The sequence below is a fragment of the Martinezella dioscoreae genome, from assembly GCF_009176305.1.
Lineage (GTDB): Bacteria > Pseudomonadota > Alphaproteobacteria > Rhizobiales > Rhizobiaceae > Rhizobium > Rhizobium dioscoreae.
Map to the genome: position 1 here is coordinate 216,805 of NZ_BLAJ01000007.1, position 18,849 is coordinate 235,653.

An 18,849-nucleotide genomic window follows, 5' to 3' on the forward strand; every position below is an offset into this window, starting at 1 on the left:
CCAGAGTTCGTACCCAAGCTTAAGCCCTGCAATGGCGCCGCAAACAGATCCGCCGACGTCAACCCAGTTCAGCCATGGGACGGTCGCATCGGATACGCTTTATGGTGAAGCAGGTAGGCCGCTGACGTTCCCTCAGATAAAAAGTAAGTGCAATGGAGTTGTTGTAGTGGCAAAAGGCTCCCTGCGCGGCATGAATGTCGTTGGGGCTGAAAGAAGCGTGATGGCAAACCTTGATAGAGATAGTCTGAAGGACTCAAGTAAAGATTGTAATGAACCTAAATGGACATCGGTGCGCCGGGATCTCACCAGGCGACATGATCGCTTGGTGTCGATTATAATGTGTGTCTACGGACAAATGGATCTGACAGACACCTGCCTGACATCAATATTTCGGCACGAAGCAGGGGAGGATTTCGAACTCATCATCGTTGACAACGGAAACGATTCCGAAACGAGGCGACGTCTTGAGCAATGGGCTGCGCGACATACCGAGATAAAATTGATTCACAATGCTACAAACTTAAATTTTGCCCTCGGTAACAACATTGGTTTCGCCGCATCGCGTGGGTCGCGGGTCGTATTCCTTAACAACGATACTGAGGTCTGTCCCGAGTGGTTACGGTCTCTGACACGGCCCTTGAACGATCCGAACGTGAAAGGCGTACAACCCAAGCTTATCTATCCCGATGGTTTAATTCAGGCCATCGGAATTGTGTTCTCTGATCGCACTCCGATGGGCTATCCAATTTATGCGGGCAAACCAGGAGACTATGAGCCATCACAAAAGCCAAAGCGATTCCGCGCGTTAACGGCCGCATGTGTTGCGTTTCGCGCGAGCGATTTTGCATCCGTTGAGGGATTTGACCCGATATTTATCAACGGTCAGGAAGATGTTGACCTATGTTTGCGTCTCGGAGGGGGTGAACACTTGTTTGCCTATTCACCAGAGGTCACGATAATCCACCATGAAAGCAAAACAGTCGGCCGCCGCGATCACATTGAATACAATCGCCAGATTTTCTCCGAAAGATGGAAGAACGCCAATCTAGCAGACGACTTCATGCATTATTCCGAGGATGGAGTTGAAGTAGGCGAATATATCCCGGACTACACTCCATGGACTGACACGGGGTACGCAGTCTGGCGACCACGCGAAGTGGGCGGGCGAGAAACAGTCAGGAATTACGCTGAACTTTTGCCCACGGATACAACGATTGCCATCAAAATCGGTTGTCCAAACAGTACTCTGAAAGATCATTGGGGCGACTACCACTTTGCAGTCGCATTGGCTGCCGCATTCCTACGCAAGGGTGTGCGCGCGCGTATAGATTTCCTAGACTGCTGGCATGCCAACGCAATGCCAAATGACATCAATCTCGTCTTGCGTGGTATTTCACAGTTCTCGGCAGACGCCGATGCCGTCAACCTCATTTGGGTGATCAGTCATCCGGACAAAATCTCAACCGGCGAGCTTTTGCAATTCGACCGTATTTTCGCTGCTTCGAACATTTGGTCTCCCCATGATGATCGTTCCAGACCTGTTAAGATTGAACCTCTGCTGCAATGCACAGATACTTGCCGGTTTTACCCTAGGGAGAAGGATAGTGGCGTCGCATTCCCCCGCCTGTATGTTGCCAATTCCAGACTGGTGGAGAGAGCCGTCGTAAAACAAGCTATTGAGGGTGACATCACTCTCGACATCTTCGGTGAGATGTGGGGCGGAATCGCACCCGAACGTTGGATTAAAGGGATCAAAATCGACAATGTAGATCTTCCGCGATACTATTCAAACGCCGAAATTATACTGAATGATCACTGGGATGCCATGCGAAATGAGGGGTTTATTTCAAACCGCATCTTTGATGTACTGGCTTGTGGGGGCAACGTGGTGACCGATGACGTGAGGGGAATGCCGCCCGAACTCGCACAGTTTTGTACCATGTTTTCTTCCGCTAAGCCGATTGCGGAGGCTATCGAGGAGGCTCGTCAAACACATCGACGACATCCGGGCAGATCTTCGGCTGCTGCGCACTATATTCGTCAAAATCATAGCTTCGACGATAGAGCAGGCACCATCCTAAATGCGATGATTGAAGTGATGGCCGAAAAGCATGGCGCCGACCGTACCTAACGACGTAACAATGTTAAGCAACGACACGATTTTGATTTCTACCGAGGTCCGGCCTGTTCCGCATATGAGTCAGATAGAACTCTCGATGGAAAATCCATCAATCTCGGGTCGGGTCTCGTGCGACAGCCAAGAAACATTGGTGGCGTGGGCGTCACTGAAGGAGGTAGTCCGCCTTTCGGGCAACAAAAATCGTGCTACCATTGAACCCCGATCGCTCTGAGGGTGGTATGTTACAGGAGTCCATTTCCGCTTCACTAGCATACTTCGAAAGCGAGTATTGCGGCTCTAGCCTCATTATCAGCCCCAGGTGGCGGTCAAGATCGTCGATACCAAAACGTCGAACATGGTCACCCTGACCAAAGCGCCGCAAAGCCTCGTCTTCGGTCAATGGACCGAAATCTTCCTCATAGTGGCCGGCGATTAGGGGCAGACAGAAAATGTGATATCCATCTGGCTGAAGTGACCTCGATAGGTGAAAGAACATGTATGCGAGCGTACAAGGTATATGCTCTGCTACATGTGAATGTATTATCAAATCGTAGTGGTTTTCGGCGAGATTGGGACTGTCCTTAATGATATCGAATTTACGGACCTTCTTAGACGGGAAATTTTCAGGATTATAATCCACCGCCTCATATCCCTCGGGCGATACGCTAGAAAGATAATTCAGAAGTCCAGTTTCAGGTGCCAGATGAAGTATCTTGCTTGTTGCCGACGGCATGCGCAATTTGTCGATAATGAGCTTAATTGCGCGAGTCCTTTCTAGCGATCCGCAAAATTCGCACCTCACCGCGATGCGGCCATTCATATCGCCCCACTTGGCTGCTCCGCAAATATTACAGGTTATCGTCATGCTTTGTCGCGCCATACAACTAAATTGCCCATTCATCAAAATGCAAAGCTTGCTGAATGCTCTATCGTACTCGTTCACCAACTGATCGTTAGGAGCCTAGTTAATAGCAAGCGAATGGTCTGGCATCAAGCTGTGCAATATTTCCCGATAATAGCGATCCCACGCTGGCTGCACGAGAGTGGCATGCCTGTGGGGGTGACCGGAGAGGATCAGCTTATGCAAGTCGAGCTCAGCAATTTCAGCAATGTTTTTAGTAATGATCTGGTGCATCGCACGTTTCATATTTTCCGTGTTGGAGATGCGACCAGATCCTGGCCTGCCGACATAGTATTCGCACAGTGTCTCCGGAACAACCATCGGGGCCGTGTCTTTGGTATATCGGAGAACAAGATCCCAGTCGACGAGCCTCGCAAGCTTGGTATCGAAGATACCATATTTTTCAATGCACTCCCGACGATGGACGAAGACATTCATATCAATGAAGTTTTGATATAAAATAGACTTCCTTTCGAAAGGAAAGAAAAGGGTTGCTGACTGTTGTTCGACTTCGTCAAGAAAAAGAAGCCTAGAATAAGCCGTCTTCTGTTGGCTATTGTCCGAAAATGCTTTTACGACCGTCGACGCAAAGTTCGGTCTCCACGTATTGTCACTGTCCAGATATGCGATAAGCTCGCCAGTAGACATTTGCAGACCCACATTTCGAGCAGCACTAACGCCGCCATGCGCAGTTTTCTGGTATCGTAATTGTATCTTGTTGGTAAAGCTCGACAAAAATGCTTTGGCTACGTCTCCGGTGCCATCGGTACTTCCATCGTCTACCAAGCATAACTCTAGCTGGCCGATATCCTGCTCGACAAGTGAACTGAGCGCGCGAGTTATCACACTTGCTCGATTCCAGGCTGGCATGATTACTGATAGCAGGTGGGTCACTTCAAAGATTCACGGCAATGATACTTCCTGAACGAGAACCATAATGATACGAAAGGCACGATACAAGTCGATCGGCTGCCAAAAAATTGGCACTTGAAGAAAATTGTGATTATGGCTGCATTGAAGCTTGTGCTGGTCAGGCACGCGGAATCGAAAGGTAATATAGCTGGCTCGCTCACTGGCACGGACGCGGATGTGCTTAGCGAGGAGGGTGAACGACAAGCAATTGCATTGTCGGATTCACTAAAATCGTTTGGTGTATTCGATGCGGTTTATGTAAGTGACACCGAGCGCACAATTCAGACGGCGCGACTGGCCGGCTTTGATGCAATGTCACTTACGAGCCTCTTGAAGGAAACGAATGGCGGAGCTTGGGGCGGGCGGCCACGATCAGAATTTGACGCAGAGTTTCCGGACTTTTTCAACCCTCTCGATCTTGAAAGAGCGTATCCTCGCGGAGAAAGCCATTGCGAAATGGGAAAGCGTGTACTGACCTTCATCAGCTCGGAAGTTGCACCCAAGCACAATAAAAAAGTATTACTTTTTACGCACCTCGGGCCTATCAACATCATACTGCACAAATTGTTTAATATCGAACTAAGCCGATTTCCCCTTTTTAACTTGCGAAACTGCGCAATTGTTGATCTCGATATTTGTTTGGTAGACGGGTGCATGCTATTGAAAAAGGCGAGCTTCTGAGTTTTTCTGTCACTCTATCGTAGCATCGAGGCCAAGGCTGAAGCCGCATACTTGATATGGAGTGCGCCTTCCACTCGCAAAGCCGCATTTTCAACCAGCTTCCGCCTCGCGTCAGGATTATCGATGAACATCGTGATGGCATTTATCCATGCATCACGCTCGTTCTCGACCAGACGGCCGTGGACACCGTCGTCTATTACCGTTTCGTAAACCGGGACTCTTGAATAGACACCCGCAATGCCGGCTGCTCCGAATTCGATAAACTTGAAGGGATTTTTACAAAGATTGAACTCGTAACTTCCCTCATCCTCCTTCCCCCCCAAGGGAACCAGGCCGATATCAAAGATGCCTTTGAAAAGCGAGCGACGATAGGTCTCGAAATCAACACTTCCAAGCCATTTCCAGTCCTGTAGTCCCAGTTCATCAGGTGAAAAATCTCCATAGTACGTGAACTCGATATCAGGATATCTGTCCCTGACAGCATCAATTGATCGGAGCCAATCTTGTTTGAAATTTACGATCTTCAAAAAATCGGCGTTGACCATGCCGATACGAAGCTTCCCGTCTTCGCGTGCCACGGGAGGTGACGATGCATATCTCTCGGTATATATCCCGTTCGGCAGAAGTTGAATCTTAGAGCAAAGAGGTTTGTAAATTTCCAAGAGTCGAGGGTTTGCTACGCTTACGACATCGCTAAGCGAAAGAAATTTAAGGATGATATCGATATTCGCCTGTGTGGGCTTTGCACCGCTATAGGCCGGGTAAGCAAGCACATGATCATCAACATCGTAAAGAATGCGAGCGCCTTGCATCTTGGCTTCAAGCGCGTACTCGATGGAATCGTTGTCAATTGCCTTATTGAAGAATACCCAGTCAGGCGTGTATCTCTTTCGAAGTTCGCTCGGAAAATCGACTAAAAAATCCGCTGTTCCTGCATCGTGCAGATAGTGCAACGGCTCCAATAGTCGAGCCGATATCGATCGAGACACGTAGGTCGAGGCGACGTTTGAAGGACGGTTAGCGACCAAAACTCGGAGAACGCTCATAGCTATCGATCTTGCTCCAGCGTTTGCGTTGAACGATTCAAATAAAAACTGCTGCTGGTAGCCGCATTTGAAGCGAACCCAGTTACACTCTTGATAACTTGATGGCAAGTTTCCAACTTCCTCGCGGGCACGATATCGTCAGCCCATAGATGTTGAAAAGATTTGCAAGTTGATCTATGCGGGTTTGTTATAACTGATTTCTCAGCGGCCTTGGGGCCGAAAAGTGGTTAACGTAAATGCTTCAGCCGAAATACAAGGGCATCATCCTCGCCGGCGGCAAGGGAACACGGCTTTACCCAGCGACGATCCCAGTCAGCAAGCAGTTGCTGCCAGTGTATGACAAGCCGATGATATACTATCCGCTTAGTACGCTGATGATCGCCGGAATCACAGAGGTGTTGATCATCTCAACACCAAGTGCGTTGCCCCTCTATCAGGAATTGCTGGGATCCGGTGAAACGCTTGGTATGCGTTTCGAGTACGCGATACAAGCGGAGGCACGCGGTCTTGCCGAGGCTTTCATCATTGGAGAGCGCTTTATCGGCAGTGCGTGTGCGGCCCTCGCGCTTGGAGATAATATCTTCTATGGCACCGGCGTGGGCACGAGCGTGCGGCAAGCGAGCGAACGCAGTTCCGGTGCGACCGTTTTTGCCTATTCGGTAAGCGACCCAGAGCGTTACGGGATCGTCGAGTTTGCTGAAGATAAGATGACCCCGATCTCCATCGTCGAGAAGCCGAAGAATCCGAGAAGTCACTTCGCCGTTACCGGGCTCTACTTCTATGACAACGACGTCATCGAGATATCAAAAGGTATCAAGCCCTCTTCCCGCGGTGAGCTTGAGATCACAACGGTCAACGACGTCTATCTGCAAAACGGAAAGCTTTTCGTCGAGAAGCTCGGTCGCGGTAATGCATGGTTCGACACCGGAACCCATGATAGTCTTCTTGAATCGAGCCAATTCGTACACACGATCGAAAAACGCCAGGGCCAGAAGATCGCATGCATTGAGGAAATCGCCTGGCGCATGGGCTTCATCGATGACGAGCAGCTCGCACAACTGGCTCATCCACTTGTGTCGAGCGGCTATGGAAAGTACCTGCTGAGCCTAATTCCGCGATAGTTTCTCTATAAGCGGAATTGGACTCGTCTGCCGTCTAGTAGCTGAAATTGTGATCGACGTCAGCAAAGCGCGTGGCGGTGGCATCCTTTGGCGAAAGCAACACGCCAAGTTTGGGCCAATCAATCGCGACGTCAGGATCGTTCCATAGGAGCGACCGCTCGGACGCGGCATCCCAGTATCCCGTCTGCCGGTAGGAAACGAGGGTATCATCCTCCAGCGCCATGAAGCCATGGGCGAAGCCCTCTGGAACATAAAACATGTGATTGTCTGTGCCGGCAAGCTGGGTTCCCACCCATTTACCATAAGTCGGCGATCCCAGCCGCAGATCCACGGCAACGTCGAATATCCGCCCGTGAACGCAGCGGACTAATTTTCCCACCGCGTGAGGATTGACTTGATAGTGCAGGCCGCGAACGACTCCTTTTGAGGAGCGTGATTGATTATCCTGTACAAATTGCGGCAACCCAAGTTCCTGGAACGCGGAGGCCCGAAACGTCTCTGTAAACGAGCCGCGATCGTCTCCGAATTCCCTGTGTTCCAAGAGCAGGACATCGGGGATAGCCTGAGGAATAGCCTTGAAGTTCATTTTTTTCCTTTCCTGGAGATGGCGATCACGCTAGCAGCTTTGACGTCGGTCAAGATCCGATATAGGGACACTCCCTTGAGTACAAGGTAGTGCGGAGAGCTTTTCATGCGCAAAACAGCAATGGTCACTGGTGGAGCGGGTTTTATAGGATCAGCAGTCTGTCGATATCTCATTGGCGAAACAGATTACGATGTCGTCAATCTGGATCTGTTGACGTACGCTGGTGATCTTCGCTCGCTCGACTCCATCAAATCCAATCCGCGCTTCTCGACCATACAAGGTGACATCGGTAATAGCGAGTTGGTGGGTGAAATCCTGCAACGTCACCGCCCGTCGGTCATTCTGCATCTCGCGGCGGAGTCTCACGTTGATCGCTCTATCGACGGGGCGGCGCCATTCATCGAGACCAATATCGTCGGCACCTTCCGGCTTCTAGAGGCCGTTCGCAGCTATTGGTCGGCGCTCCCAGCGGCCGAGCAGAAGGAATTTCGCTTCCTGCATGTCTCGACAGACGAGGTGTATGGTACGTTGGGTGACGAGGGACTTTTCTCGGAAACGACGCCCTATTCGCCAAACTCGCCATATTCCGCATCGAAGGCTGCATCGGACCATCTGGTCAATGCCTGGCATCATACCTACGGCCTGCCGATTGTCATTTCGAATTGTTCAAACAATTATGGTCCGTTCCAGTTTCCGGAAAAGCTCATCCCGCGCATGATTACGACCGCGCTGGAGCATGGCTCGTTACCGATATACGGTGCCGGAAACAACGTCCGCGACTGGTTGCATGTGGACGATCATGCTTCCGCTCTGTGGCTTGTGGCGACGAAGGGACGCCTTGGTGAGAAATACAATATCGGTGGGCGCAACGAGCGCCGCAACGTCGATGTCGTTCGCACCATTTGCTCCTTGTTGGACGAGTTGGGACCTCCTGCGCCGCAAGGAGGGTATGAGAGCCTGATCACCTATGTCACCGACCGCCTCGGTCACGATCACCGCTATGCGATAGATGCAACAAAGATTGAAACCGAACTCGGCTGGAAAGCGAGATATGATTTCGACCACGGCCTGCATGCCACCATCTTGTGGTATCTTTCCAACGAGTGGTGGTGGCGCCCGCACAAGGATGCTGCCGAGGCCCTCTATAAGGCTAAAGCCAAATGACGCTCTTGATCTTAGGGAAGAATGGACAGGTTGCTACAGCCCTTGCGGAACTGGCCAAGGAACGCGGCCTCGAATGGGTTGCGTGGGGTCGGGGCGAGCTCGACCTTTCAGATCTCGACAAGACATATGCGGCGATCATGAAGTCGGGAGCGTCAGCAGTCGTAAACGCTGCGGCTTATACCGCTGTGGATAAAGCGGAGAGCGAGGCTGCCTCAGCGATGCGTCTGAACGCGGATGTCCCAGCGATCATCGCACGGGCCGCAAGGGAGCTTGATGTCCCCTTTGTTCATATCTCTACAGACTACGTCTTTTCGGGCGACAAAACGACGCCCTATACCGAAGACGATGCGATATCGCCGATCAGCACCTATGGCCTAAGCAAGGCCGAAGGCGAGAAGCGAGTGCGCGAGGTCTATTCGGCAGCCACCATCCTTCGTACTGCCTGGGTTTTTCACGAGAGTGGAAGCAACTTCGTCAAGACCATGCTTCGCCTTGGCCGGGAGCGGAAGGAACTGCGCGTCGTCGCCGATCAGCATGGCAATCCGACCTATGCGGGCGATATTGCCTTAGCGTGCTTGAAGATCGTTGAGATAGCGAAGGCTCGCTCGCGCAACGTCGCGGGCACGTTCCATTTCGCCGGTCGCGGATATACGACATGGCACGGGTTTGCCGAGGCAATCTTCGCCGAAGCGGCAGCGCACGGATGGGCAGTGCCCGACCGTGTGACGGCAATCTCGACCGCCGAATATCCGACGCCGGCAAGGCGGCCTGCCAATTCACGTTTTGATTGCAATCGGATCGCCAGCGTGCTGGAAATTGAAGCTCCGCACTGGCGCGACTCCTTAGCTCACTGCCTGCAGCGGCTGGCGGTGATCGGGGGTTGATCGCTTCTGCATCAAGGCAGGAAAGCTTAGGCCTTCTTTTGTTCCCATTTGCTTATTAGTTGGAGCTTGTGGGATAGACGACGGGATGCTTTTGATCTCGAGAAGAGGATAACTAATATGTTAGTTGAGACACAGGCGACGAGCCCGTTGAATCCGTCGTGGTCTGAATCGACTGAGTCCTTGCGGATACAGAAATCGCCGCCTGGGGTGTATAACAACATCAAATTGGCCTATTTCCTGGCTTGGTACGATGTGCGGCACCGCTATGCGCGATCGGTGATCGGCCCTTTTTGGATTACGCTACAGACGGCAATTTTCGTAGGCTGCATTGGATTTGTCTTCAGCGCTATATCGAACGTCTCCGTTCCCGACTTCTTGCCGTATTTTGCAATTAGTTTCGTTATGTGGAACTTTTTGTCCGGCGCGACCAACAATGCGACGACGACGCTACTGGGTGCGGGTGGATTCATCAAGGATCGGGGGCTGCCTGCCTATGTCTTCTATGTCCAGTGCTTTTTCCGGCATCTACTGTTTCTCGCCCACAACATCCTCGTTCCGATTATTCTTTTCATCTTTCTAGGAGGGGCTACGTTCCCCGGTCTCCTCATGGCTATTCCAGGGCTGATCATTTTCATGGCGGTGACGCTCTGCCTATCGCTCGTGGCGGGAACGCTTGCCACGCGCTATCGAGACGTGCAGCCGCTGGTGGAGTCATTTATGAACTTGGCCTTCCTTGCCTCGCCGATCATGTGGAAACCGCATGTGGTCGCGGGTCGCGACTATCTGCTGCACTATAACCCCGTCGTGCATTTGCTTGCGATCTGGCGAGAGCCATTGTTGAACGACGCGATGCCCTGGGATAGTTTCATCGTGTCGCTGGGACTCTTCGCAATTCTTGCCCTACTGAGCTGGTTTGCGCTAACGCGCCTGCGCAACGCGGCTTTCTGGATCTGAACAATGGCTACGATCACGCTTGAGAAAGTCACGCTTGACTATCCGATCTACGATCTGAACGACAAGTCTTTGAAGAGGCTTTTGTTGTCCGCCGCGGGCGGATCTACGGAGAAAACAACAGTCATCCGCGCCCTTCACGAGATCGACTTTAAGGTTAAAGCTGGGGAACGCATCGGACTGTACGGACCAAACGGTTCCGGCAAGACGACACTGCTGCGGACAATCGCGGGTATTTTTCCAATATCCGGCGGCAACATCTCCGTCACCGGTCAAATAACGCCTTTGCTCGGGCTTGCAATCGGCGCCAATATGGAAATTTCTGCCGAGGACAACATCAGGCTCTTGCTCCGCGTGGATGGTATCAAACCAACGAAAGAGCTTGTTGATTCGATCTGGGAGTTCACGGACCTAGAGGACAAAATGCGCCGCATGCCCTTGCGCACGTTCTCTTCGGGCATGCTGATGCGCGTACTTTTCTCAGTGTCGACGGCGTTCTCACCGGAGATCCTTCTTCTGGATGAATGGCTGAGCGTCGTTGATGAAACCTTTTCCAAGAAGGCCGAGCGGCGCATGGAGGATTTGGTTTCTCGTTCGAAGATCCTCATCATTGCATCCCACAACATGAAGATGCTTGAACGTGTTTGCACACGCATCGTGCGGCTAGAGCAGGGGCATATCAAATCCGATGAAGCTGTCGTGCGGGCGCAGAAGATTGATGGTGCGGAAACGCCTGCAACTGCGGTTAGCTGACCCATAATACAGAAAGAACAGCGTTGAGCACAGTGCATATTCATGCCCGGGATATCGTTTTAAACGACGCCGTCGGCAGCTTCGCGCGGCAGATCGCCATTCTAGCGGAGAAAGCAGGGCACCACGTTCGGCTTTGGGCCGAACACACAGACGTTCAAGAGCCTCACCCTGTTGAAAGCCGATCGGCATTCTGGACGGCAGTCCAGCCGCAGGATGTCATCTTTTTCAATCATTCGATCTTCGATCCTGCGCTTGAGGATATTATCGCGCTACCGAATGCTAAGATTGTTTATTTTCACAATATCACACCGCCTGATCTGATTGATCGAGTTGACGAGCGAACAATCGAAAATTGCCGGCTGGGCCTCGAACAGCGTCCACTTCTAGCTAAGTTCGATGTCATCATGGTCAATTCGGAAGCGACGGCGAAGTGTCTGCTCGAGGCGTTCGATGCGGATGCTTTAGCGCATCACAGGGACCGGATCGTCATCTGCCCGCCGCTCATCGGCGCGGACCGGTGGAATGCTGTTCAGGCCGAAGGTCTGCGAGCTGCGTCGGATAAGCAAAATCTTCTGTACGTTGGGCGCATCGTTGCACATAAGGGCGTCCTCGACATTGTCGATATCGCCGGAGAGCTAGCGGCACTGAAGATACCGATTGCACTCGATATCGTCGGGGGCCCTGCAAACGGCCCCTACGTCGATCTTGTCAAGGCGCTCGCAAATACGATCGAGGAAACCCATGGTGTGCCTGTCACCTTCCATCATGGGATATCGGATCGCCAATTGAAGGGGCTCTATGAAATGGCGACAGCCTGCATCGCGCACTCGTCTCACGAAGGGTTCTGCGTGCCCGCCCTCGATGCGCTGGCCTTTGATAAACCGATGTTCGTCACTCCCGTTCCCGCAATATTGGAAGTGTTGGGGTCTGCGGCATTGCTAATTCGGGAAGATGACAAGGCAGCAGCGGCGGCGGCGATCGCGGCTTTTCTTATAGATGGCGACCACTCTGGCCACGCCTCCTTCCGGAAGAAACGCCTTGAGGAACTGCGGACAAAGGCTGACGGCAGGCTTATCCTGACTGCTATCGAAGGTTTGGGAGCAGCCTGATGCAGATCGTCTATGCGACTTATCCCTGGGCATTCGAGACACCGGGCGGTGGCGAAATCCAGCTGCTGAAATATGAACAATATCTGCTCAAGGCCGGCGCGGATGTCGTGCGGTACGATCCCTGGCGTAGCGGCCTCGACAAGGCGGAGCTATTTCATTTTTTCTCGTGCATGGGCGGCTCCGTACATCTGTGCAACTACGTGAAGGCGCGGGGCATTCCTCTCGTCATTTCTGCCAGCCTCTGGCTGACGGAAGAAACCATGCACCTCTATCCAATCGCCGAAATCACCGCACAGCTTTCCTTGGCCGATGCAATCGTTACCAATGGCGATGTAGAAAGCGATCGTATCTCCACGATACTTGGTCTATCGCGCGAACGCTTCCAAACGGTACGCAATGCCTGCGATCCGTGGTTCGGAGAGCCGGTTGACCCTAGGCTTTTCCGCTCCGCCTACGAGATTCACGGGCCGTTTGTGCTCAATGTCGGGAATATCGAGCCACGCAAGAATCAGTTGGCTTTGATCCGCGCAGCAAAGCAGGCCGGCAAGCCATTGATACTCCTTGGTCATATCCGAGACGCAGAATATGGTGAGGCTTGTCTCGCTGAAGCAGGTCCGAATGTTCGCCATTTGGGCGCACTTGATCACGATAGTCCGTTGCTGCGGTCTGCATATGCTGCTTGCGAGGTTTTCTGTCTACCTTCAACGTTGGAAACGCCAGGCCTTGCTGCTTTGGAGGCATCGGCTGCAGGTGCACGGCTTGTGATCACAGGTGAAGGCTCCACCCGCGAGTATTTTGGGGATCATGCTCTATATGTCAACAGCGACGATGTAGAGGGGATTGCCACCGCATTGAGAAAAGCAGGAGAAACGCCGCCATCGGAGCAACTGCGGCACTATGTGAACAAGAATTTTACTTGGAATCACGCCGTCGAGCCGTTGCTAGAACTCTACCACAGGCTGGCGGCTGCGCGTTGACAGGCGAGTCTACTTGCCCTTACCAAAGCGCATTTGACGCGGAATTTCAAAGGCTGAAAGACAATGATTTTTAGCGCTCTTCGGAACGGCATTCGCGGGGCCTTGGCAACGACCATCGTCTACCCCCTCACCGAGCGCTATGAGGCTCGCGATATTCGCCGCAAAACAAGATGGATCAGAGAAGAGATAGACCGGCCGTTTTTAGAGCGACGTGCGCGTGCGGTGGCGCGCCTTGCCGAAACAGTCGCCTTTGCCGGCGCCAAGGTGCCGTATTATCGTGATCTGTTCAGTTCGATCGGCTTCGATCCGGTGAAGGTGGCTGCGGACCCCCGATATATCGAGGATTTGCCATACCTAACGAAGGATATCATTCGCGAACAGGGTCAAAGACTGATGCGCGAGGACCGGGACGGTATGCGGATTCATGTGGCCAAAACTGGTGGCTCGACAGGACCGTCCGCTCATATTTATTATGATCAGGAGGCGGCCGACTGGTCTTCGGCCATCACCCAGGAAAGCCGCCGTCGCGTCGGGAACACGCACTGGCGGAGCGAGCTGCATTTCGCCTCGAAATTTCCGGAGGTATTTCCGTGGCGGGACCGCATGCGTGAGCATGTGAAGTGCTTTGCCATGAATCGTGACAATATCTTTTTCGCAACATTCGCAAGCGAGGAACTCGAACAGATATGGCGTAAAATAAAGTCGATCCGGCCACATCTGGCGCATGCCCATCCATCTACCGCCGATCAGCTCGCAGCCCACGTCGAGGCGACCCGCGGCAAGGATAAAGGATTCCAGATCTTCGAATCTTCCGGCGAGTTGCTCGAGGCGCGGCAGCGAGAGCGCATCGAACGGGTGCTGCAATGCCAGGTGATTGATCGCTATGGCTTGGCGGAAGCCGGCGTGATCGCCTACCAGATCGATCCAAAGAGTTCCGATATGCGATTTTACGAGTTTTTCGCATGGCCGGAGTTGCGGCTGGAAGAGGAAACAGGGTTGGCGGATATCCCTGAAGGTGCCCGCAGTGGTGAGTTGGTGATAACTCCACTTTTCAACAGGATGATGCCGCTGTTGCGTTATCGCACCGGCGACAACGCCATCCTTGCGCACCAGCCGAACGGGATTGTCATTCCCCGTATGGTTGGTCGAGTTCACGACGTGATCATGTTGGGCGGCACGCCACTCCCCACCCACTTTATCCAGGACGTGCTTGATCGCGTCGGCGGCATTCGCGAATTCCAGATTCAGATGCTTCGTGGCAAACCGGTGTTTCGGCTTGTGCCAGAGGATACCGCCGACACCAATGCAATCCGGGAACGTATTGCCTCGTGGTGGTCCGACAATGTCCAAGTCGAGTTCATCACGCCAGCTGACCTAAAGCTGGTCGGCCTGCGCCAGAAATTCAGGCATTTCGTGCCAGAAGAGGCATCGGATCAATGATCACCATATTTGCAGGTAAACCCAATGATTTCACCTCCGAAATCGTCGCGGAAGCATTCCGCCGATCGGTAACCCGCGGTCTGGTAACGGTGGCATCCGAAGATCCGGTGCCGAAAGTTGGGGACGGCAATGTTTATGTCTTCATCTCGCCCCGGGTGGATCAAGCGCCCCTTGTTGCCGCAGCTTCTAGGTCAAACGCCAAGGTTCTTCTATTTGGTCACTTGCCCGACAAAGTCGCGTCCTTGGTGGGGCTGGCTGCGTCAGGCCCCGTAGCTTCCGGATGGGCCGATGCGGCGGCATGCCCGCCGACGCCAATCTACGCGACAACGCGATCATCTGCAGTGGTCAACTGGACCAAGCATCCCCTGGCGAATACATCACCATTTTTGTCGCGGCCTTTCTTGCGGTTTGACTATGCCGACGAATGGAACAATCTAGGATACGGACGGATTACGGCCGATGGCGGATCGTGGTCTATCGCGATGGCGAGTGAAGTCCTCAGCGCAACGACGCTCGCGGTCGCTTCTGCACCTGGTATTGCGGAGGATCTGCCGTTCGTCACCTTACTTGAGAACGAGACTGCGTCCATCCTGTGGTGGAATCGTCCAGTAGGCCCGGTCGACAGCGCCGAATGGGCCGTGATCGAGGCGTTCCTCGCGGATTGGCGGCACAACGACAGGCCGTGCATTCCGGTCATTGGGGAAATTCCGCACGGATATGACGCGGCAGTGACGATGCGCCTGGATTGCGATGAAGACATTGCATCGGCGCGGCCGTTGTTCGAACTCTACCGTTCTCGCGGCCTGCCGTTCTCTCTGGCGGTCAAGACTGCTCAGGAAGACAAGGAGGAGCACGTCGCGCTAATGAGGGAGGTTCTGGATGCCGGCGGCGCCGTTCTCTCGCACTCTGTGACGCACGCACCTCGCTGGGGAGGCTCAGGAGAAGCCTGCGAGATAGAAGCACGAACCTCCTCAGACTGGCTCGAACAGCGCCTGCCGGGCTTGACCGTGCGGTATGCTGTATCGCCCTTTCACCAGAACCCCGCCTATGTGCCGGAAGCGCTTAAGCGCGCGGGGCTGCAAGGTTTCGTTGGCGGTATCATCGCCAACGATCCGGAAATGCTTATGGCCAAGGGGGGAACGATACCGGGTGACGGATCAGGAATTGTGACGCACAGCCAACAGTGCATGTTGCATGGTGATTGTATTCTGAGTGAAGGGGATCCTTTGGCGATCAACAAGCAGGCATTCACGGTGGCGGTTACAGCCGGAAACCTGTTCGGCTATCTCGATCATCCATTTTCGCCGCGCTATGACTACGGGTGGGGCTCTGAGGAACATCGCCTGTCGCGGCATCGGGAGTTTATCGACCATATCGAATTGGAAATGGCGGGTCGTCCGATCCTTTGGCTCAATGAAGAGGATACCTTGGACTGGATTGCGGCCAAGATGCGCCTAACGATGCGAGAAATGAATAATGGCTTCGGACTGACGGAAGGTACCGCGGTTGAAACCGCGTCAGGTCTCGCCTTCTCGGTCCGTTGGCGCGGCGCCACCCTGGCATTGGCGGATTTTGTCAATGGCTGAAATTGGCGTGCGTCATGTCATGGTCATCGTCGGCACGCGCCCAGAGGCAGTCAAGATGGCGCCGGTTATCAAGGCTCTTTACGCGCGTCCGGAGGCTTTTCGCTGTACAGTGGTCTCAACGGGACAACATCGTGAGATGTTGCGCCAGACATTGACCAGCTTCGGGCTTTCCGTGGATGTCGATCTGGACATCATGCAGCCCAATCAAACGCTTGCCTCGTTGACAGGGGCTGCGATCGGCGCATGCGAAAAGATCTTTCAAGCTGCAAGACCGGACATCATCCTTGTGCAGGGGGACACGACGACAGTTCTTTCGGCAGCATTGGCTGCACATTACGCACAGATTCCAGTTGCTCATGTGGAAGCGGGTCTGCGGACCTATGAACGCTACAACCCATTTCCGGAGGAAATGAACCGCAAGCTCGTTACGTCGTTGGCTACCCTGCATTTTGCGCCGACAGAACGATCGGCGCGACAATTGCGGAAAGAAGGCGTCCCTTCATCCAAGGTCTTCGTTACGGGCAACACGGTCGTCGATGCGCTGGAAGAGCTTCGAGGCAGAGTGACCACCGATGATATATCGCCCGCCGTCAGGGAACTGGTAGCGCGAAGCCAGGGACGGTTCGTGCTCGTGACGTGCCACCGCCGGGAAAGCCTTGCGCATGACCTCAATGTCATTGTTGATGCGATTGCCGCGTTGGCCGACCGCTTCCCAGATCGCACATTCTTTTTTCCCGTGCACCTAAATCCAAACGTCCGCGCGCTGGTGATGCCAAGGCTCAACGGGATTGAGAATGTCGTGCTGGGGGATCCGCTGCCCTACGCAGATATTCTATTTTGTCTCTCTTCTGCGGAATTGGTGCTGACAGATTCAGGAGGTTTACAGGAAGAGGCTCCCTCATTCGGAGTGCCAGTCATCGTGTTGCGCAGGACAACCGAGAGGCCAGAGGGGGTACGCGCCGGCTTCTCTCGCCTAGTGCCGATCGCGCGGGAAAATATTGTCTCCCTGGCTAGTTCTTGGCTGCGGTCTCGCCGCAAGACAATGCTTGCTGGAAGACCCAATCCCTACGGGGGCGGCAATGCTGCAGCGCGAATCGTCGATATACTGTCGAAGGAGCCGTTACCGTGACCGGTGGCGATAAACGAATGACATTTGTCATGTTTTCGACAGCTGATTGGGCAGCACCTTACCGGACGAACAAGCAGCATATCGCCGACCGCTTGGCCAAGCGGGGCCATCAAGTCCTCTACATCGAGTCACCCGGAATTCGTGCCCCCAGAGCCAATGCGCGTGATCTGTTACGCATATGGGACCGCCTGAAGAGAGCGTTCATTCCCCCAAAGAAAGTGGACCAAACGCTCTGGGTCTATGCGCCGCTGACAATTCCGCTCGGCCATAAGAACAGATTTGTTCGAGCGTTCAATCGGTGGCTACTTGGCTCGGCGATCCGCAAATGGCTGAAACTCAACCGCGATAGTGATGATGTTATTGTCTGGACTTATCACCCCTATATTGACGGCATCATGGATGGTTTGCCGGTACGGTCCACTATTTACCACTGCGTCGACGACCTTGCCGCCATCCCTGGCGTGGACGCCGATACGTTTCGAAAAGCGGAAGTGGCGCTTCTCGAAAGAGCGGATCGTGTTTTTACGACAAGCCCTTATCTTCAGTCTCACTGTAGGGCCGTGGCCGGAGAGCGCAGTGTCTACGAGCGCAACGTCGCCGATATCGCGCATTTTGCGCAGGCGAGACATGCTGGATCCATACCTACCGAGTTGGCCAACATTAGTGGACCGAAACTTTGCTACACAGGCGTTTTGTCCGACTACAAGCTCGATTTCTCGCTCGTTGAACAATGCGCCATTGCTCGACCCGGCTGGAATTGGATCTTCATCGGAGACGAGCCAGAGGGTCAAAAGAGTCCAGCTGTTAGCCGCTTGAAAGAACTCCCGAACGTTTATTTTTTTGGGTACCGGTCCTATGACACTCTACCGAACTATTTGCGTGGGACAGATATTGCAGTTCTTCCTAATCTAACAACAGGTTACATGTCGGGCGTTTTCCCGATGAAGTTATATGAGTATATGGCGGCAGGGAGACCCATCATCTCTACAGCCATAGGCGCGCTTGCTGATATCAAGGATCAAGTTGCCATAGCGAGTGATCCGATGGATTGGATCTATAACACCGAAAAATTGTTGGCCTCACCACCTGAGGCTATCGGACTGCATGATCCCAGGCTTCTAAATTTTAGCTGGGAAGCGCGACTCGATCGAATGCTTGCGCTGATATGAAGAAAATGCCTCCGAGCCCCGTTGTCGCTTTCACTGGTACTGGTAGGGACGATGATTACCCATCGTCCCCCGGTCAGATCCGTACGTGCGGCACTACCGCATACGGCTCCTATCGACTGTTGTGACGGTAAGCCGACTGTCTGAATGCGGATGCAACAGCCGGCACGTTGGCAGGTATTTGCGGACGAGCCTTTGGAAGCGCCCCCAAGACAAGCGGTGTCGCTAGCTTCGGCGCATCAAGGCGTGTCGCCAGGCTGACCAGCCTCCTAGTGGAAACCTCGCAATCGTCGCAGCTTGTCAGGCACTAGGCCGAGTTCGTCA

At 53.4% G+C, this 18,849-nt stretch carries 17 protein-coding genes; 13 read left to right on the forward strand and 4 right to left on the reverse strand.

Going from position 1 to position 18,849, the window contains the following annotated elements:
• Window positions 1–31: 31 nt before the first annotated feature.
• Window positions 32–2,131 (forward strand): glycosyltransferase, encoded by a 2,100-nt coding sequence (locus GDN47_RS24945; RefSeq protein WP_152094471.1) that lies wholly within the window; start codon window positions 32–34, stop codon window positions 2,129–2,131.
• A 151-nt stretch (window positions 2,132–2,282) separates the two neighbouring features.
• Here the strand turns inward: GDN47_RS24945 and GDN47_RS24950 are convergent, their stop codons facing one another.
• Both GDN47_RS24950 and GDN47_RS24955 read right to left on the reverse strand, forming a co-directional pair.
• Window positions 2,283–3,062 (reverse strand): class I SAM-dependent methyltransferase, encoded by a 780-nt coding sequence (locus GDN47_RS24950; protein WP_152094472.1) that lies wholly within the window; start codon window positions 3,060–3,062, stop codon window positions 2,283–2,285.
• An 18-nt stretch (window positions 3,063–3,080) separates the two neighbouring features.
• Entirely contained in the window at window positions 3,081–3,914 is an 834-nt protein-coding gene (locus tag GDN47_RS24955) for a glycosyltransferase family 2 protein (RefSeq protein WP_152094473.1), read from the reverse strand.
• A gap of 111 nt (window positions 3,915–4,025) precedes the next feature.
• Here GDN47_RS24955 and GDN47_RS24960 point away from each other — a divergent pair, with 111 nt between their 5' ends.
• Window positions 4,026–4,613, forward strand: a complete 588-nt coding sequence (locus GDN47_RS24960) for a histidine phosphatase family protein (RefSeq protein ID WP_152094474.1) — start codon at window positions 4,026–4,028, stop codon at window positions 4,611–4,613.
• A 14-nt stretch (window positions 4,614–4,627) separates the two neighbouring features.
• Here GDN47_RS24960 and GDN47_RS24965 read toward each other — a convergent pair whose 3' ends face one another.
• A complete protein-coding gene (locus GDN47_RS24965) occupies window positions 4,628–5,767 on the reverse strand; it encodes a glycosyltransferase family protein (protein ID WP_152094475.1) in 1,140 nt (379 codons plus the stop codon).
• 128 nt (window positions 5,768–5,895) lie between these two features.
• Between GDN47_RS24965 and rfbA the strand changes: the two genes are divergently transcribed.
• A complete protein-coding gene (rfbA, locus tag GDN47_RS24970) occupies window positions 5,896–6,780 on the forward strand; it encodes a glucose-1-phosphate thymidylyltransferase RfbA (RefSeq protein ID WP_152094476.1) in 885 nt (294 codons plus the stop codon).
• A gap of 34 nt (window positions 6,781–6,814) precedes the next feature.
• Here the strand turns inward: rfbA and rfbC are convergent, their stop codons facing one another.
• Window positions 6,815–7,366 carry a dTDP-4-dehydrorhamnose 3,5-epimerase gene (rfbC, locus tag GDN47_RS24975; protein WP_152094477.1) on the reverse strand — a complete coding sequence of 184 codons (552 nt, stop codon included), beginning with the start codon at window positions 7,364–7,366 and terminating at the stop codon, window positions 6,815–6,817.
• Between the two features lie 105 nt (window positions 7,367–7,471).
• On the opposite strand from rfbC, the gene rfbB reads away from it, so the two are divergent.
• The 10 genes from rfbB (at window position 7,472) to GDN47_RS25025 (ending at window position 18,528) form a co-directional block, all read left to right on the forward strand.
• On the forward strand, window positions 7,472–8,530 hold the full coding sequence (gene rfbB / locus GDN47_RS24980; RefSeq protein WP_152094478.1) for a dTDP-glucose 4,6-dehydratase: 1,059 nt from the start codon (window positions 7,472–7,474) through the stop codon (window positions 8,528–8,530).
• Window positions 8,527–9,414 carry a dTDP-4-dehydrorhamnose reductase gene (gene rfbD, locus GDN47_RS24985; protein ID WP_152094479.1) on the forward strand — a complete coding sequence of 296 codons (888 nt, stop codon included), beginning with the start codon at window positions 8,527–8,529 and terminating at the stop codon, window positions 9,412–9,414. Before rfbB ends, rfbD begins: the two co-directional genes overlap by 4 nt.
• Window positions 9,415–9,531: 117 nt before the next feature.
• On the forward strand, window positions 9,532–10,368 hold the full coding sequence (locus tag GDN47_RS24990) for an ABC transporter permease (protein ID WP_152094480.1): 837 nt from the start codon (window positions 9,532–9,534) through the stop codon (window positions 10,366–10,368).
• A gap of 3 nt (window positions 10,369–10,371) precedes the next feature.
• Entirely contained in the window at window positions 10,372–11,118 is a 747-nt protein-coding gene (locus tag GDN47_RS24995) for an ABC transporter ATP-binding protein (RefSeq protein WP_152094481.1), read from the forward strand.
• A gap of 32 nt (window positions 11,119–11,150) precedes the next feature.
• Window positions 11,151–12,227, forward strand: a complete 1,077-nt coding sequence (locus tag GDN47_RS25000) for a glycosyltransferase (protein ID WP_233790113.1) — start codon at window positions 11,151–11,153, stop codon at window positions 12,225–12,227.
• Window positions 12,227–13,204: a glycosyltransferase gene (locus tag GDN47_RS25005; RefSeq protein WP_152094483.1), complete on the forward strand. Its 978-nt coding sequence runs from the start codon at window positions 12,227–12,229 to the stop codon at window positions 13,202–13,204. The genes GDN47_RS25000 and GDN47_RS25005 overlap by 1 nt, the downstream gene beginning before the upstream one ends.
• A 63-nt stretch (window positions 13,205–13,267) precedes the next feature.
• Window positions 13,268–14,644, forward strand: a complete 1,377-nt coding sequence (locus GDN47_RS25010) for a phenylacetate--CoA ligase family protein (protein ID WP_152094484.1) — start codon at window positions 13,268–13,270, stop codon at window positions 14,642–14,644.
• Window positions 14,641–16,230, forward strand: coding sequence for a polysaccharide deacetylase family protein (locus GDN47_RS25015; protein WP_152094485.1), 1,590 nt, complete (start codon window positions 14,641–14,643; stop codon window positions 16,228–16,230). The genes GDN47_RS25010 and GDN47_RS25015 overlap by 4 nt, the downstream gene beginning before the upstream one ends.
• The gene (gene wecB / locus GDN47_RS25020; RefSeq protein WP_152094486.1) at window positions 16,223–17,359 is read left to right on the forward strand and encodes a non-hydrolyzing UDP-N-acetylglucosamine 2-epimerase; all 1,137 of its coding nucleotides are present in this window, start codon (window positions 16,223–16,225) and stop codon (window positions 17,357–17,359) included. The genes GDN47_RS25015 and wecB overlap by 8 nt, the downstream gene beginning before the upstream one ends.
• On the forward strand, window positions 17,356–18,528 hold the full coding sequence (locus tag GDN47_RS25025; RefSeq protein WP_233790101.1) for a glycosyltransferase: 1,173 nt from the start codon (window positions 17,356–17,358) through the stop codon (window positions 18,526–18,528). Before wecB ends, GDN47_RS25025 begins: the two co-directional genes overlap by 4 nt.
• Window positions 18,529–18,849 lie beyond the last annotated feature (321 nt).

What these genes read in the sequence shown, in the direction of transcription:
- GDN47_RS25010 (WP_152094484.1), top strand. Translation starts at nt 13,268, where the DNA reads ATGATTTTTAGCGCTCTTCGGAACGGCATTCGCGGGGCCTTGGCAACG.
- GDN47_RS24945 (WP_152094471.1), top strand. Translation starts at nt 32, where the DNA reads ATGGCGCCGCAAACAGATCCGCCGACGTCAACCCAGTTCAGCCATGGG.
- rfbB (WP_152094478.1), top strand. Translation starts at nt 7,472, where the DNA reads ATGCGCAAAACAGCAATGGTCACTGGTGGAGCGGGTTTTATAGGATCA.
- rfbC (WP_152094477.1), bottom strand. Translation starts at nt 7,366, where the DNA reads ATGAACTTCAAGGCTATTCCTCAGGCTATCCCCGATGTCCTGCTCTTG.
- GDN47_RS24995 (WP_152094481.1), top strand. Translation starts at nt 10,372, where the DNA reads ATGGCTACGATCACGCTTGAGAAAGTCACGCTTGACTATCCGATCTAC.
- GDN47_RS24960 (WP_152094474.1), top strand. Translation starts at nt 4,026, where the DNA reads ATGGCTGCATTGAAGCTTGTGCTGGTCAGGCACGCGGAATCGAAAGGT.
- rfbD (WP_152094479.1), top strand. Translation starts at nt 8,527, where the DNA reads ATGACGCTCTTGATCTTAGGGAAGAATGGACAGGTTGCTACAGCCCTT.
- GDN47_RS25005 (WP_152094483.1), top strand. Translation starts at nt 12,227, where the DNA reads ATGCAGATCGTCTATGCGACTTATCCCTGGGCATTCGAGACACCGGGC.
- GDN47_RS24990 (WP_152094480.1), top strand. Translation starts at nt 9,532, where the DNA reads ATGTTAGTTGAGACACAGGCGACGAGCCCGTTGAATCCGTCGTGGTCT.
- wecB (WP_152094486.1), top strand. Translation starts at nt 16,223, where the DNA reads ATGGCTGAAATTGGCGTGCGTCATGTCATGGTCATCGTCGGCACGCGC.
- GDN47_RS25015 (WP_152094485.1), top strand. Translation starts at nt 14,641, where the DNA reads ATGATCACCATATTTGCAGGTAAACCCAATGATTTCACCTCCGAAATC.
- rfbA (WP_152094476.1), top strand. Translation starts at nt 5,896, where the DNA reads ATGCTTCAGCCGAAATACAAGGGCATCATCCTCGCCGGCGGCAAGGGA.